Raw genomic sequence first — 13,601 nt, forward strand, 5'->3', positions numbered from 1 at the left:
GGCTGACCGCGGCGCTGCGGCGGAAATTGCCGGCCACCTGCACGCCCCAGGGCTTGACGTTGATCGAGGCCATGGCAACGGTTTGCGACATGATCACCGGCAGCTTGCGGCAGGCGGCGGCGAAGCTTGCCTTGGCATCGAGCGGCTCGATCTTGCCGGCATAGGAGGCATCCGAGAATTTGTCGACCGGCTCGCCCATGACGTCGAAGACGTAGCTCTCGGTCTCCATCGGCAGGAAGCCGCCGGAGCCGAGCCAGCGCGACACGCGGTTCTCGCCGGCGTTGTAGGCGGCGGCCGCCAGGCCGAGATTGCCGTAGCTAACCTTCATTTCGGCAAGGTATTTCGCCGAGGCGGGAATAGCCTGCTCGATGTCGAAAGGGTTGGCCAATCCCCGCATCTTTGCCGTACCCGGCATGAACTGGGCAATGCCTTCGGCGCCAACGGGGCTCACCGCATTGGGATCGAACCGGCTCTCCTTCCAGATCAGCCGGGCGAAGAAATCCTTAGGCAGGCCGTTGCCGACGGCGTGCGCCTCGATCAGATTGCAGACCTTGCCGATGAGCCGCTGCTTGGCGGACGGCGGCGGATCGGCTTGTGCTGTTGCAGCCCAGCCCGCCACGCAAAACAGGATCAGCGTCGCCCTCAGGAAACGCCGCATCAGGTCTACTCCGCAGCGGCTTTGCCGCGTCCGTAGCGCTGCTCGATATAGTCGGTGACCATCTTCTCGAAATCCTGGGCGATCGAAGGACCGCGCAGGGTCGCCGCCTTTTTGCCGTCGACGAACACCGGCGCCGTCGGCGTCTCGCCGGTGCCGGGCAGCGATATGCCGATATCGGCATGCTTGGATTCGCCGGGACCGTTGACGATGCAGCCCATCACCGCGACCTTGAGGTTCTCGACCCCTGGATATTTCTCGCGCCACACCGGCATGTTCTTGCGGAGATCGGCCTGGATGTTCTGGGCGAGTTCCTGGAATACCGTCGAGGTGGTGCGGCCGCAGCCGGGGCAAGCCGCGACGATCGGCACGAACTGGCGGAAGCCCATCGTCTGCAGCAGTTCCTGCGACACCTGCACCTCGCGCGTGCGGTCGCCGTTCGGCTCCGGCGTCAGCGAGATGCGGATCGTGTCGCCGATGCCTTGCTGCAGCAGGATGCCCATGGCAGCCGACGAGGCGACGATGCCCTTCGTGCCCATGCCGGCCTCGGTGAGGCCGAGATGCAGCGCATGGTTGGAGCGGGTGGCGAGCTCGGTGTAGACGGCGATCAGGTCCTGTACGCCGCTCACCTTGGCCGACAGGATGATCTTATCGCGGCCAAGGCCAATCTCTTCGGCCATCTCTGCCGACAGGATCGCCGACTGCACGATCGCCTCGCGGGTGACCTCCTGCGCGGTGAGCGGAAAGCCTTGCGCCTGGTTCTCGTCCATCAGCCGCGTCAGCAGTTCCTGGTCGAGCGAGCCCCAGTTGACGCCGATGCGCACCGGCTTGTCGTATTTGATCGCCATCTCGACGATCGCGGCGAACTGCCGGTCCTTCTTGTCCTTGAAGCCGACATTGCCGGGATTGATGCGGTATTTCGCCAGCGCCTCGGCGCAGGCCGGATGGTCAGCAAGCAGCTTGTGGCCGATATAGTGGAAATCGCCGACCAGCGGCACATTGATGCCGAGCCGCGCCAACCGGTCGCGGATGGCGGGTACGGCGGCGGCGCTTTCGTCACGGTCGACGGTGATACGCACGATCTCGGAGCCGGCGCGGTGCAGCGCCGCGACCTGGGCGACCGTCTGATCGACATCGGCAGTGTCGGTGTTGGTCATCGACTGCACGACGACAGGCGCGCCGCCGCCGACGATCACGCCGCCAACGTCGACGCCGACCGATGCGCGGCGCGGGAAGGGGGAAGAAAAATATCCGGTCATGCCGGCACCTTTTGCTCAGAGCATAGCGTGCTCAAGGGTCCGGGCATGAGGTGGAGGAGCAAAGATGGCTTGTCAATGGCAATGGGTGGGCGAAAAGCCGCAATCGGCGCGGCGGCGATGCGACCGTTGCGCACCGCCGTGGCCGACTGCTGAGCCAATTCACATGTCGAGATGAATGGCGGGAGCAGTCTAGACGGCGCCCGATGCACGCAATTCGCGTGCCTGAAGCGACCGGATCTTCTGTCGGGACAAAAAACAGAACATCTCCGGTGACAGGACTGCCACCGGAAAGATGATAGCGCGCCGAAGGCGGCGCGGCTTTTGTTAGAGGAGCGTCAGTGCGTCGTCGGTTTCGCCTTCAGCTTTTCAATCTCGTCCTTGATTGCCAGCTTGCGCCGCTTGAGATTCACGATTTCGAGGTCGTCGACCGATGGATGGTTCATCGCATCGGTGAGCTCGCGTTCGATGTCACCGTGTTTCCGCTGCAACTCATCAAGATGGGATGCAAGAGACATGATTGGTTCTCCCTTTCATGGTTTCCTCGATTGCAGCCGCCAAAATGCGCCCACCGCCAGTCCGCATCTGTGACAGCACGATGACACTTTGCCACCAACCAATCCCGATGTCGAATACCCTGTGGTAGCATTCCACGACAATGTGAAATGTGATATGAGCGGCGCGCCGGTTGCAAAACCCCACCGGCCCCGCCCAATCAGGCCCATCTCTTGGGCGCCGCAGACGTGCAGACGGTAGAGAATGTCCGAACAGGAACAGGCCGAGATCCGGCTCGAATTTTCCCGCCTGAAGCAGGAACACGCCGATTTCGACGCCGCCATCAATGCGATGATCGCAACCGGCTGCGACCCCCTGCAGATTCAGCGCATGAAGAAGAAGAAACTCTTCCTCAAGGACCGGCTGATGGCGCTGGAAGATCGCATCATCCCCGACATCATCGCCTGACCGATGGCCGGGCCTCGCGGCCCGATCGGCTCACGCCGCGATCGACAGCCGTGCCGCGCGCTCACGCAGAAGGGCGATGAGTTCGCCTGTCCGCTCCTCGGATGTGTCTATCGGAACGACCAGGCACATCGTTGCCTCGACCTTGCCCGGCGCCGAAAAAACCGGCGCGGCCAGGCATTTGGTGTAGGCGTCGACGAGCCCTGAGGTCACGCAATAGCCCGTGGCCCGTGCCTTGCCGATGTCGTCGATGAAATCGTCGAGTTCGAGCTTGCGGCCGTCCGGCAGAATGAGGTCGCCCTCGGTAATCATGGCTTCGATCCGGCCCCGTTCGAAGCCCGCAAGCAGCAGCCTGCCGGAAGCGGTCCAGGGGAGCGGTATCTGCAGGCCGGTGGCCGAGCTGATGCGGAACGGCCTCGTGCCGGGACTGGAATGGATGATCGTGTAGCGGCCGCTCTGCAGCATGCACAATTCGGATGTCTCGCCCGTCTCCTGTGACAGGTTGTCGACCTCCTGGCGGCCCCTCCGCAGCAGGTCGTTGCCGCGCACATAGTCCATTCCATAGAGATAGAGCTTCTTGCCGAAATAGACGCGGTTGCCGTCACCGGCCATTTCCAGGAGCCCCGCGTCGACCAGCGAGCGCACCAGCGTATAGGTGGTCGAACGCGGCGCGTTCACGCCCTTGGCGAGATCGCCGATGCCGATCGCGCGCTGTGTCGTGTGCAGGTACTCCAGGATCTCCAGCACCCGGTTGAGGCCTTTCTCGCGTGAGACCTTGTCCTCGTTCGGACTCTGCCGATCCATGACGTCATTGCCATCTTGCATTGCTGATTTCCGGTGCTAGTATCTGTCTTGTACAAGATACACGTGTCTTTTGTAAGAGACAATCAGATGGAATGCACGTGTATCTGCAAAGGGGAATGAAAGGAGGTCGCCGTGAACGACACATCCAAAAGGCGTGAATTTCTGAAACTGGGAATGGCCGGACTGGCAACGGCCGGCGTGATGAGCGTGGCGGCGACGGTCGATGCGAAAAAGGCGGCCGCGCAGGCAGCACCAGACAGCTTGCTGCGTACGGTGCTCGATCGCGGCAAGCTGATCGTCGGCACCGGCAGCACCAACGCGCCCTGGCATTTCGAGGACGATGCCGGGGAGCTTGTCGGCATGGACATCACCATGGGCCGGATCCTGGCCAAGGGCCTGTTCGACGATCCGACCAAGGTCGAGTTCGTCATGCAGGACCCGGCGCAGCGCATTCCGAACGTTACCACCAACAAGGTGGACATCACCATCCAGTTCATGACCATGACGGCCCAGCGTTCGCAGTTGATCAACTTCTCGCGGCCCTACTATGTCGAAGGCGTCGCCCTGCTGACCTTGCCGGGAGCCGAAAACAAGACCTTCGACAAATTGCTTGCCGCCGGTTCGGCGACCCGCGTCTCGATCCTGCAGAACGTCGATGCCGAAACCTCGGTCCGTTTCGCCCTGCCGCAGGCTCAGGTGATGCAGATCGACACTCAGGCCAACGTGCTGCAGGCGCTGGAATCCAAGCGCGTCGACGCCGCCGCCGTCGATCTCTCGACTGTGCGCTGGCTCGCCTCGCGCAATCCCGACAAATACTTCGACGCCGGCAAGAGCTGGTACTCGATGCTCTACGGCGCCGCGCTTCGGCAGGGCGATCTCGACTGGCTGACCTTTGTCAACCAGACCTTCACCATCGCCATGTTCGGCCACGAAACGGCGCTCTACGACGCCGCCTTCAAGGACTATTTCGGGCTGGAGCCGCCGGCGCGTCATCCGGGCTTCCCGGTCATCTGATGCCGTCGGGGAAAGGGTGTTTCCGGCACCCTTCCATCCCCTCCCAGCGCGGCGCGGCCTCTTCGCGCCGCGCCGGATATTTTGAGGCCAACGCATATGGGCTACGCGCTCAATTTCAACCTGATCTGGCGCCATTTCGACAAGCTGTGGGGCGGGCTGCTGCTCAGTCTCGAGCTTGCCGTGATCTCGATCGCCATCGGCATCGTCATCGGGCTGGTGCTGGCGGTCTGGTACGTTTCGGCCGGACGCACGGTGCGGGCGATCATCGCCGCCTATGTCGAGTTCATCCGCAACGTGCCGCTGATCCTGCTGGTCTATCTGGTCTTCTACGGTCTGCCGACTGTGATCGATATCGCCTACAGCGCGCCGACCTCGTTTGTCCTGACACTGTCGGTCTATAGCGGCGCCTACCTGGTCGAAGTCTTCCGTTCCGGCCTCGAGGCCGTGCCGCGCGGCCAACTCGATGCCGGCAAGGCGATCGGCCTGACCCCATGGCAACGGCTGCTGCATGTGCGTCTGCCGACGATGCTGCGCATCACGCTGCCGGCGCTCTCCAACACCTTCATCTCGCTGTTCAAGGACACCTCGATCGCCTCGGTCATCTCGGTGCCCGAGCTCACCTACGGCGCCCAGTGGATCAACTTCAACACCTTCCGCATCGTCGAAGTCTACCTGGTCACCACGGCGATGTATCTGGTGACCGGCTATGTGCTGCTTTTCGCGCTCAGGCTCGTCGAGCGCCGGTTCAGGGCGGCACGCTGACATGCTGAGCCAGATCCTCTACGCCGTGCCGTTCCTCGCCCAGGGCTTCGCCATCACCCTGTGGGTGTCGCTGCTGGTCGTGGTGCTTTCGCTTATCGCCGGTGTCGCGCTCGGCGTCGGCCTGGTCTATGGCCCCGCCCCGCTGCGCTGGGCGGTGCGCATCTTCAGCGACACCATCCGCGGCATCCCGATTTTGGTGTTGATGTTCTTTGTCTATTACGGCCTGCCCGCGATCGGGCTTCACCTGCAGTCCTTCTGGGCCGCGGTGCTGGCGCTCACGCTGTTCAAGACGGCGCAGGTCGTCGAATATCTGCGCGGCGCCGTCGCCTCAATCCCCAAGGGCCAGTCCGAAGCGGCGATGGCGATCGGGCTGACCTTCCGCCAGCAGCTGACCTACGTCATCTTTCCGCAGGCCTTCAGGCGCTTCCTGCCGCCTTGGATCAATGGCGTCACCGACGCGGTCAAGGGCAGCGCGCTGGTCTCGCTGCTCGGCATCACCGACCTGATGCAGGCGATCAACCAGGTCATCGGCCGCACCTATGAAGCGATGCCGCTCTATATCCTCGGCGCGGTGGTCTACTTCGCGGTCAACTACGCCCTTTCGCTCGCCAGCCGGCGGCTGGAACGGCGCTTCTCCTTCATTAGGGAATAGCATGATGTCCGACGCCTCGAACGCCAGTCCCGCGCTGCTCGAAGTCCGCGATGTCTCCAAGGCCTTCGGTCCCGTCGAAGTGCTCCGCTCCGTCAGCCTCGAGGTCGCGCGCGGCGAAGTGGTGACCATCGTCGGGCCCTCCGGCAGCGGCAAGACCACTCTGCTGCGCTGCGTCAACTTCCTCGAAAGCTACGACAGCGGTTCGATCCGTATTGACGGCAGGGAGGTTGGCTACCGCGAAACTGGAACGCGCCAGCGCCGCGGCGAGCGCGATCTCGCCGCCATGCGCGCCGAGACCGGCATGGTGTTCCAGAGCTTCAACCTGTTCCCGCATCTGACGGCGGCCGGCAACATTATGCTCGGCCTCACCAAAGTGCGGAAGAAGAGCGAAGCCGAGGCGCGCACCATTGCCGAGCACTGGCTCGGCCGCGTCGGTCTCGCCCACAAGGCCGACAGCCTGCCGGCCGAACTGTCCGGCGGCCAGCAGCAGCGCGTTGGCATTGCGCGCGCCGTGGCGATGGATCCGAAGATCCTGCTTCTCGACGAGATCACCTCGGCGCTCGATCCGGAGCTGGTCGGCGAAGTGCTGGCCGTCGTGCGCAGGCTCGCCGAGGACGGCATGACCATGCTGATGGTGACGCATGAGATGGCCTTCGCCCGCGACGCTTCGAGCCGCATAGTCTTCATGGCCGATGGCGGTGTCAGCGCCGTTGGCCCGCCGAAGGAGATCCTGGCGGCGGAGACCTCCAACGAGCGCCTCCGCAGCTTCCTGGCGCGCTTCCGCGCCTCGCAGTTCTGACATCTGGCAGCGACCCAAAGCAACTCCAGGAAAAGTGTAAGCGGTTTTCCGTCTGGAGTTGCGTAGAACAAAGAGCCGCCGCAAGGAGAATACATGACGCCTTACATCCGGCTCGCCGAACTCGGCCTCCAGCTGCCCGAGCCGCCGACGCCCATCGCCAACTTCGTCACCCATGCCGAGGCCGGCCGGCTGATCTTCCTTTCCGGACAGGGGCCGCTGCGCTCCGACGGTACGCTGTGCACCGGCAAGGTCGGCGAGGATGTCACCGTCGAGGAGGCCTATCACCATGCCCGCCTCACCGGGCTTAACCTGCTGGCTGTCATGCATGCGGCCGCCGGCGACCTCGGCCGCATCGTGCGCGTCGTCAAGCTGCTCGGCTTCGTCAACGCCACGCCGACCTTTAGCGACCACCCGAAGGTGGTGAATGGCTGCTCCGATCTTTTCGCCAACGTCTTTGATAGGATCGGCGGGCACGCGCGCTCGGCGATCGGCGTCGGCTCGCTGCCGGGCAACATCACGGTCGAAATCGAGGCGGTGGTCGAAATCGCCGCCTGAGGTCTTTTCAAGATGGGATTCCAGAGATGACGATCTCCAACATGACAATCCGCGAACGTCTCGGCCTGCGCCCGATCATCAACGTCTCCGGCACGATGACGACGCTCGGCGCCTCGATCATCGTTCCGGAAGCGATCGCCGCGATGGCCGAGATCGCCTCGCAATGGGTGGAGATGGACGACCTGCAGCGCGCTGCCAGCTCGGTCATCGCGCGGCTGACCGGCGGCGAAGCCGGCTTCATCACCGCCTGCTGCGCCTCAGGCATCACAATGGCGATCGCCGGCTCGATGACCGGCACCAACCTTCTGGCGATCGAGCGGCTGCCCGACGACACCGAGGGCCTCAAGTCGGAGGTCGTTATCCAGCTCGGCCACATCGTCAACTACGGCGCGCCGATCGACCAGTCGATCCGGGTGGCCGGCGCAAGGGTCGTCCCGGCGGGCACCGTCAGCGTCACGCAGGACTATCATGTGCGCGAGGCGATCAACGAGCGCACGGCGGCCGCCCTCTACGTCGTCGCCCATCACACCGTGCAGTACGGCATGCTGTCGCTGGAGGAGTTCTGCGATATCTGCCACGCCAAGGGCGTGCCGGTGATCGTGGACGCCGCTTCCGAATACGATCTGCGCAGCTTCCTGGCGCGTGGCGCCGACATCGTCGTTTACAGCGGTCACAAATTCCTCTCGGGCCCGACCAGCGGCATCGTCACCGGCCGCAAGAATCTGGTGCGCACGGCCTATTTGCAGAACCGCGGTGTTGCGCGAGCCATGAAGGTCGGCAAGGAGAGCATCGCCGGCACGATGGCGGCGCTGGAAGCCTGGGAGAAGCGCGACCATGCCGGCATACGTCGGCGCGAGGAAGCGGCGCTCAATCTGTGGAAGGACGCGCTGCAGGGTCTACCCGGCATCGCCGCGCGCATCATTCCCGATCCGACTGCCAATCCGCTCGACCGCCTGCAAATATTCGTCGCGCCCGAAAGCCGCTTCACCGCCGCCGGCCTCGCCTCGGCGCTGGCCGCCGGCTTGCCGCCGATCATCGTGCGCAACCACGAGGTCGAGCGCGGCCACTTCTTCCTCGATCCGTGCAATCTCCATCCCGGCGAGGCCGAGATCGTCGCCGAGCGCCTGCGCTCCGTGCTGGCCGCGAATGACCGCCCGGCCGACGCGATGAAAGCGGCGCGCAAGGATTCAGCCGGATCGCTGCGCTGGCCGGACTAGGCTCCCGTGGCCGCGGCCTTGCTGCGGCGACAATCCTTGCGGCGATTGGCGAATTCCGCTAAGGCGCGCCTTTGCCGCCGGGAGCGAAAACTTTGACCGATCAGCGTGCCGACGTCGCCATCATCATGGGCAGCCAGTCCGACTGGGCGACGATGCGTCATGCAGCGGAAACACTGGACGCGCTGGGCATCCCGCACAAGCGGCTGATCGTCTCGGCCCACCGCACCCCCGACCGGCTCTATGATTTCGCCAAGAGCGCCAAGGCGGCCGGCTACAAGGTTATCATCGCCGGCGCCGGCGGCGCCGCGCACCTGCCCGGCATGACGGCGGCGATGACGCCGCTTCCGGTCTTCGGCGTGCCGGTGGAATCGAAGGCGCTGTCGGGCCAGGATTCGCTGCTCTCCATCGTCCAGATGCCGGCCGGCATTCCGGTCGGCACGCTGGCCATCGGCAAGGCGGGTGCCGCGAACGCGGCGCTGCTGGCCGCCGCCGTGCTGGCGCTAAACGACGACCGGCTGGCCGCCCGGCTGGACGCCTGGCGCGCCGCCCAGACCGCCAAGGTTGCCGCCGAACCGACGGACGCGCCATGAGCCTGCCGGCGGGATCGACCATCGGCATCATCGGCGGCGGCCAGCTCGGCCGCATGCTGGCGATGGCCGCGGCCCGTCTCGGCTATCGTACGGCGGTGCTCGAACCGCAGGCCGATTGCCCGGCGGCCCAGGTCGCCAACCGCCAGATAACAGCCGCCTATGACGATGCCGCGGCCCTCGCCGAACTCGCCGCGGCCAGCGCCGTCGTCACCTACGAATTCGAGAACGTGCCGGTGGCCGCCGCCAGCACGCTGGCCGCCAAGGTGCCGGTCTACCCGCCGGCGCGCGCCCTCGAAGTGGCGCAGGACCGGCTGGCCGAGAAAAAATTCCTTAACGGCATCGGCATTGCCACGGCCGAGTTTCGCGCAATCGACAATGACGCCGAACTGACGGCGGCGCTGAAGGAATTCGGCGGCAGCGGCATCCTGAAGACCAGGCGCCTGGGCTATGACGGCAAGGGCCAGCGCGTCTTCCGCAATATGGACACCGGTGGCTTTTCCGGCACCTGCGAGGCGATGGGCAACGTGCCGCTGATCCTCGAATCCTTCGTCGCCTTCGAGCGCGAGATCTCGGTGATCGCCGCGCGTGGTCCTGACGGGAGCATCGCCGCCTTCGATCCGGCCGAGAATGTCCATCGCGACGGCATCCTGCACACGTCGACCCTACCGGCAAGAATCAGCCATCAGACGGCGGCGGCGGCGCAGGCCGCGGCGGCAAAGATATTGGCCGCGCTCGATTATGTCGGCGTCATCGGCGTCGAGTTCTTCGTACTTGCCGACGGCTCGCTGCTCGCCAACGAGATGGCGCCGCGCGTCCATAATTCCGGCCACTGGACGGAGGCCGCCGCGACGGTCTCCCAGTTCGAGCAGCATATCCGCGCCGTCGCCGGCCTGCCGCTGGGCACGCCCGGCCGCCACTCGGACTGCGTGATGGAAAACCTGATCGGCGACGACATCAAACGCGTTCCGGCCCTGCTCGCCGAGCCCGACCTGATGTTGCATCTCTACGGCAAGGCCGAATCGCGCCCCGGCCGCAAGATGGGTCATTTCACCCGCGTCAGCCGTCGAAGTTGAGCATGATCTGGAAGCCGGTTGCCGACAACGGCCGGCTTACTGCATATCCTGATCTTCGTCCTCGTCTGGGCTGGCGCAGCTTGCATCGCCTTCCTGGCAGTTGCGGCCGGAAGTGAGCTGTTTGACGCGCTCGTTGGTCAGCTCCGTCAGGCACTGCGAGACCTCCATCGGATGGATGGAGCCGCCCTCGCTGTCCGCCGCGGAATAGGCGCATTCCGCGTCGCGGAACGTGATCCAGGCGCGCTGCGCCGCCTGCAGCATTTTGTTGGACTTCTCGTCGCCATCGCCGACAAGACCCTTGTAGGTTGCATTGAGCTTGACGTCGGCGGCCTGGTAGTCGGCATCGGCGCAGATATTCATCATCTGCTGGCTGTCGTCGTTGCGGTCGCATTCCTGCGCCCGCGCGGCCGGGGCCGCCGCCAGCACGGCAAGACAGGCGAACAGAAACATCGGGCGCATCAGCGTCTCCAAATCATCTCGCGGGCCGACGGCACCATTCCAGCCCGATCCCGGCCGCGCAATGCCACGGAGCGGAGATGGCGAACATTTGATTGCCAGGCATTTGCGCACGCCATAAAGCATGCTTGCGGTTGACACGGGCAAGCCTCCTCGTTTATGAGCCACGCAAGTTCAAAGGCGCGCTTTTTCGGGCGCGCCTTTAAAATTCGGCCCGGCAGCGGGCCCTGACCGAACAGGCAAGACCATGAAGATCAAGAATTCGCTCAAGGCGCTGAAGGCCCGTCACCGTGACAACCGACTGGTTCGTCGCAAGGGCCGCATCTACATCATCAACAAGACCGCCCCGCGTTACAAGGCGCGTCAGGGCTGAGCCTTGTGCGCGGCTCAGCGCATGTCGCCCAAAAGTGCCGAAGCGGTTTTGGGACAACGACATGCAAAAGAGACCACACCGCGCCCGATGTTTGTCGCCGGCCTGCCGGCTCCTTCACGCTAAAATCACTTTGACGATCCGCCGACCGGGACTAGATTCCGGCGATGCGGATTCGTCTTGCTTTTCTCGCGACCCTTTGCCTGTCCGGCGCGGTCCTGCCGGCCGCCCTCTTGCCGCTCACTGTCTTGCTGGCCTGGGCGGATGATCCGGTCGCTCCCCCCGTCGCCACGACCAGCCAGGCCCGCCTCGACCAGCTATTCACCGACCTGAAGCGCGAGCGCAACGAAAAGGCCGCGACGCGCATAGCCCAGCGTATCTGGAGCGAATGGGCCCAGTCCGGCAGCGCCTCGATCGACCTGATGATGCAATGGTCGCAAAAGGCGATGGAAAACCAGAAATACGACGTCGCGCTCGATTTCCTCGACCAGGTGGTGACCTTGCAGCCGACGTATGCTGAAGGCTGGAACCGCCGCGCCACTGTGCATTTCATGATGAAGAACTACGGTAAGTCGATGTCGGACATCGACCACACGCTGCACCTTGAGCCGCGCCATTTCGGCGCCCTGTCCGGCCTGGCGCAGATCATGGCCGAGACCGGCCACAAGCAGTCGGCCCTTGAAGCCTGGCAGAAGGTGCTCGCCATCTACCCGATGATGCGCAGCGCCCAGGACCAGGTCTCGACGCTGTCGGAGGAGCTTGCCGGCGAAGGCATTTGATTTAGGGGAATAAGGCAGTAGGGCAGTAAGGCATATGTGAAGTGCCCTCGAGTGGCTCGCCCTACTGCCCTACTGCCCTACTGCCCTACCCTAGAACTATTTCCGCTCCGTTCCGTATTCTCCATTATGAACCTCGTCTACGCTGTGTTTGCCTTCTTCCTCGCGCTCCTCTTCGCCTTTGCCGGCGTCACCCGAGCAGGTGCCTGGCTGATCGAGCGCCGCAATCTGCCTGTCGGCGACTTCGCCGACATCGGCGGCGCGCGCATCCACTATGTCCATGTCCCGGCGCCGGCGAACCCGGAGTTGCCGCCGATCGTCTTCCTCCACGGCGCCAGCGCCAATCTCAAGGATCAGATGCTGCCCCTGCGGCCGCTGCTCGAAGGCCGCGCCGAGATGCTGTTCCTGGATCGGCCCGGATCCGGCTGGTCCGGACGCGGCGACAATGAGACCTTGCCCGCGCAGGCCAACACCATCGCTGCGCTGATGGATCGCCTTGGCATGAAGACGGCGATCATCGTCGGCCATTCCTTCGGCGGCGCGGTCGCCACTGCCTTTGCCCGCAAGCATCCGGACAAGACGCAGGGCCTCGTCTTCCTGTCGCCGGCCAGCCATCCTTGGCCAGGCGGCGCGACTGCCTGGTACTACAATCTGACAGCCATTCCCCTGATCGGTCCGCTGTTTTCCGAGACACTGGCCTATCCAGCGGGAGCGTTGCGCATCGATGCCGCCACCGCCTGCGTCTTTGCCCCCAACAAGGTGCCGGACGGCTACGTCGCCGCCGCCTCGATCCCACTTGTTCTGCGGCCTGGCGCCTTTCGCGCCAACGCCGCCGACGTGGCGGGGCTCTACAGCTACGCGCGCGATGCCTCGCCGCACTACCGCGACATCAAGGCGCCGACCGTGATCATTTCCGGCGATCGCGATAAGGTCGTCTACGCGACCATCCATTCGACCGGCCTTGCCCGCGATATCCCCGGCGCTGAGCTGATCTGGGTGCATAATCTCGGCCACAAGCCTGACTGGATCGCGGCTGACCTGGTCGTCGGCGGCATCGAGAAGACCGCCGGCAGGGCCATCGACCTGCAGTCGATGGCAAAGGCCGTGGAAGCGCGCATCGCCGGCGACGCGCAAGGCGCCGACGCATGTCCCGACCTCAAGGCACCGGAAGCCGAGCTGGCGCCGACCTGAAACGATCAGGCCGGGCGGCTGCCTTGGGTCTCAGACCCGACATAGGCAATGCGCAGCATGTTGGTCGAGCCAGGCGTCCTGAGCGGCACGCCCGCGGTGATGATGACGCGGTCGCCCGGCTTGCCGAAGCCCTCGTCGATTGCGATGCGGCAGGCGCGGTCGACCATGTCGTCGAGGTCGATGGCATCGGGCGACACCACGCAATGCGTGCCCCACAGTAGCGACAGCCGCCGCGCCGTGTTGAGGATCGGCGACAGCGCCACGATCGGCACTTGCGGCCGCTCGCGCGCGGCGCGCAAGCCGGTCGTGCCGGAGGCCGTATAGGTGACGATCGCCGACAGTTTCAGCGTCTCGGCGATTTCGCGCGCGGCCAGCGAAATGGCATCCGCGCCCGTCGCTTCCGGCTCCGAGCGCTGCGCGTTGATGATGCCGGCATAGGTCGGATCGGCTTCGACCTTGGTGGCTATGCGG

18 protein-coding genes are annotated in these 13,601 nt (G+C 64.6%); 12 read left to right on the forward strand and 6 right to left on the reverse strand.

The genetic code is table 11. The annotated features are described in order from the left end of the window. The 3 genes from EN745_RS16670 to EN745_RS16680 form a co-directional block, all read right to left on the reverse strand. Positions 1 to 658: lytic transglycosylase domain-containing protein (locus tag EN745_RS16670; RefSeq protein WP_145992049.1), on the reverse strand; the 658-nt coding region annotated here is incomplete at its 3' end. Between the two features lie 5 nt (positions 659 to 663). Further along, the gene (gene ispG, locus EN745_RS16675) at positions 664 to 1,914 is read right to left on the reverse strand and encodes a flavodoxin-dependent (E)-4-hydroxy-3-methylbut-2-enyl-diphosphate synthase (RefSeq protein ID WP_127421788.1); all 1,251 of its coding nucleotides are present in this window, start codon (positions 1,912 to 1,914) and stop codon (positions 664 to 666) included. Between the two features lie 335 nt (positions 1,915 to 2,249). After that, positions 2,250 to 2,429, reverse strand: coding sequence for a YdcH family protein (locus tag EN745_RS16680; protein ID WP_126057934.1), 180 nt, complete (start codon positions 2,427 to 2,429; stop codon positions 2,250 to 2,252). A gap of 241 nt (positions 2,430 to 2,670) precedes the next feature. Between EN745_RS16680 and EN745_RS16685 the strand changes: the two genes are divergently transcribed. Continuing rightward, positions 2,671 to 2,874: a YdcH family protein gene (locus tag EN745_RS16685; protein ID WP_126057933.1), complete on the forward strand. Its 204-nt coding sequence runs from the start codon at positions 2,671 to 2,673 to the stop codon at positions 2,872 to 2,874. Positions 2,875 to 2,904: 30 nt separating this feature from the next. Here EN745_RS16685 and EN745_RS16690 read toward each other — a convergent pair whose 3' ends face one another. Beyond that, entirely contained in the window at positions 2,905 to 3,696 is a 792-nt protein-coding gene (locus EN745_RS16690) for an IclR family transcriptional regulator (RefSeq protein WP_126057932.1), read from the reverse strand. Positions 3,697 to 3,807: 111 nt separating this feature from the next. Here EN745_RS16690 and EN745_RS16695 point away from each other — a divergent pair, with 111 nt between their 5' ends. The 8 genes from EN745_RS16695 (at position 3,808) to EN745_RS16730 (ending at position 10,337) form a co-directional block, all read left to right on the forward strand. Continuing rightward, on the forward strand, positions 3,808 to 4,689 hold the full coding sequence (locus EN745_RS16695; RefSeq protein ID WP_127421789.1) for a transporter substrate-binding domain-containing protein: 882 nt from the start codon (positions 3,808 to 3,810) through the stop codon (positions 4,687 to 4,689). Positions 4,690 to 4,785: 96 nt separating this feature from the next. Continuing rightward, on the forward strand, positions 4,786 to 5,451 hold the full coding sequence (locus EN745_RS16700; protein WP_127421790.1) for an amino acid ABC transporter permease: 666 nt from the start codon (positions 4,786 to 4,788) through the stop codon (positions 5,449 to 5,451). 1 nt (position 5,452) lies between these two features. After that, on the forward strand, positions 5,453 to 6,103 hold the full coding sequence (locus EN745_RS16705) for an amino acid ABC transporter permease (RefSeq protein WP_127421791.1): 651 nt from the start codon (positions 5,453 to 5,455) through the stop codon (positions 6,101 to 6,103). A gap of 4 nt (positions 6,104 to 6,107) precedes the next feature. Beyond that, positions 6,108 to 6,902, forward strand: coding sequence for an amino acid ABC transporter ATP-binding protein (locus EN745_RS16710; RefSeq protein WP_126059334.1), 795 nt, complete (start codon positions 6,108 to 6,110; stop codon positions 6,900 to 6,902). A gap of 93 nt (positions 6,903 to 6,995) precedes the next feature. Further along, positions 6,996 to 7,457, forward strand: a complete 462-nt coding sequence (locus EN745_RS16715) for a RidA family protein (RefSeq protein ID WP_127421792.1) — start codon at positions 6,996 to 6,998, stop codon at positions 7,455 to 7,457. A gap of 41 nt (positions 7,458 to 7,498) precedes the next feature. Then, positions 7,499 to 8,674 carry an aminotransferase class V-fold PLP-dependent enzyme gene (locus EN745_RS16720; RefSeq protein ID WP_245487747.1) on the forward strand — a complete coding sequence of 392 codons (1,176 nt, stop codon included), beginning with the start codon at positions 7,499 to 7,501 and terminating at the stop codon, positions 8,672 to 8,674. A 92-nt stretch (positions 8,675 to 8,766) separates the two neighbouring features. Beyond that, positions 8,767 to 9,264, forward strand: coding sequence for a 5-(carboxyamino)imidazole ribonucleotide mutase (gene purE / locus EN745_RS16725; RefSeq protein ID WP_126057926.1), 498 nt, complete (start codon positions 8,767 to 8,769; stop codon positions 9,262 to 9,264). Further along, positions 9,261 to 10,337: a 5-(carboxyamino)imidazole ribonucleotide synthase gene (locus EN745_RS16730; RefSeq protein ID WP_127399835.1), complete on the forward strand. Its 1,077-nt coding sequence runs from the start codon at positions 9,261 to 9,263 to the stop codon at positions 10,335 to 10,337. Before purE ends, EN745_RS16730 begins: the two co-directional genes overlap by 4 nt. 36 nt (positions 10,338 to 10,373) lie before the next feature. On the opposite strand, the gene EN745_RS16735 is transcribed toward EN745_RS16730, so the two are convergent. Then, a complete protein-coding gene (locus EN745_RS16735) occupies positions 10,374 to 10,796 on the reverse strand; it encodes a lysozyme inhibitor LprI family protein (RefSeq protein WP_127421794.1) in 423 nt (140 codons plus the stop codon). A 244-nt stretch (positions 10,797 to 11,040) separates the two neighbouring features. Here EN745_RS16735 and ykgO point away from each other — a divergent pair, with 244 nt between their 5' ends. The 3 genes from ykgO to EN745_RS16750 all read left to right on the forward strand — a co-directional run bounded on the left by ykgO (position 11,041) and on the right by EN745_RS16750 (position 13,130). Further along, on the forward strand, positions 11,041 to 11,166 hold the full coding sequence (gene ykgO, locus EN745_RS16740; RefSeq protein WP_040974291.1) for a type B 50S ribosomal protein L36: 126 nt from the start codon (positions 11,041 to 11,043) through the stop codon (positions 11,164 to 11,166). A gap of 164 nt (positions 11,167 to 11,330) precedes the next feature. Continuing rightward, on the forward strand, positions 11,331 to 11,942 hold the full coding sequence (locus EN745_RS16745; protein ID WP_126057923.1) for a hypothetical protein: 612 nt from the start codon (positions 11,331 to 11,333) through the stop codon (positions 11,940 to 11,942). A gap of 126 nt (positions 11,943 to 12,068) precedes the next feature. Then, on the forward strand, positions 12,069 to 13,130 hold the full coding sequence (locus tag EN745_RS16750) for an alpha/beta hydrolase (RefSeq protein WP_127421795.1): 1,062 nt from the start codon (positions 12,069 to 12,071) through the stop codon (positions 13,128 to 13,130). Between the two features lie 5 nt (positions 13,131 to 13,135). Here the strand turns inward: EN745_RS16750 and EN745_RS16755 are convergent. Continuing rightward, positions 13,136 to 13,601, reverse strand: a 466-nt coding sequence (locus EN745_RS16755) for a pyruvate kinase alpha/beta domain-containing protein (RefSeq protein ID WP_281034779.1), incomplete at its 5' end; no start/stop codon positions are given.

Source organism: Mesorhizobium sp. M4A.F.Ca.ET.022.05.2.1 (genome assembly GCF_003998845.1).
Lineage (GTDB): Bacteria > Pseudomonadota > Alphaproteobacteria > Rhizobiales > Rhizobiaceae > Mesorhizobium.

Bases quoted from the DNA above. Each gene is read 5' to 3' on its own strand.
- EN745_RS16685 (WP_126057933.1), top strand. From the start codon at position 2,671: ATGTCCGAACAGGAACAGGCCGAGATCCGGCTCGAATTTTCCCGCCTG.
- EN745_RS16735 (WP_127421794.1), bottom strand. From the start codon at position 10,796: ATGCGCCCGATGTTTCTGTTCGCCTGTCTTGCCGTGCTGGCGGCGGCC.
- EN745_RS16700 (WP_127421790.1), top strand. From the start codon at position 4,786: ATGGGCTACGCGCTCAATTTCAACCTGATCTGGCGCCATTTCGACAAG.
- EN745_RS16715 (WP_127421792.1), top strand. From the start codon at position 6,996: ATGACGCCTTACATCCGGCTCGCCGAACTCGGCCTCCAGCTGCCCGAG.
- ykgO (WP_040974291.1), top strand. From the start codon at position 11,041: ATGAAGATCAAGAATTCGCTCAAGGCGCTGAAGGCCCGTCACCGTGAC.
- EN745_RS16690 (WP_126057932.1), bottom strand. From the start codon at position 3,696: ATGCAAGATGGCAATGACGTCATGGATCGGCAGAGTCCGAACGAGGAC.
- ispG (WP_127421788.1), bottom strand. From the start codon at position 1,914: ATGACCGGATATTTTTCTTCCCCCTTCCCGCGCCGCGCATCGGTCGGC.
- EN745_RS16680 (WP_126057934.1), bottom strand. From the start codon at position 2,429: ATGTCTCTTGCATCCCATCTTGATGAGTTGCAGCGGAAACACGGTGAC.
- EN745_RS16720 (WP_245487747.1), top strand. From the start codon at position 7,499: ATGACAATCCGCGAACGTCTCGGCCTGCGCCCGATCATCAACGTCTCC.
- EN745_RS16705 (WP_127421791.1), top strand. From the start codon at position 5,453: ATGCTGAGCCAGATCCTCTACGCCGTGCCGTTCCTCGCCCAGGGCTTC.
- EN745_RS16745 (WP_126057923.1), top strand. From the start codon at position 11,331: ATGCGGATTCGTCTTGCTTTTCTCGCGACCCTTTGCCTGTCCGGCGCG.
- EN745_RS16730 (WP_127399835.1), top strand. From the start codon at position 9,261: ATGAGCCTGCCGGCGGGATCGACCATCGGCATCATCGGCGGCGGCCAG.
- EN745_RS16710 (WP_126059334.1), top strand. From the start codon at position 6,108: ATGTCCGACGCCTCGAACGCCAGTCCCGCGCTGCTCGAAGTCCGCGAT.
- EN745_RS16750 (WP_127421795.1), top strand. From the start codon at position 12,069: ATGAACCTCGTCTACGCTGTGTTTGCCTTCTTCCTCGCGCTCCTCTTC.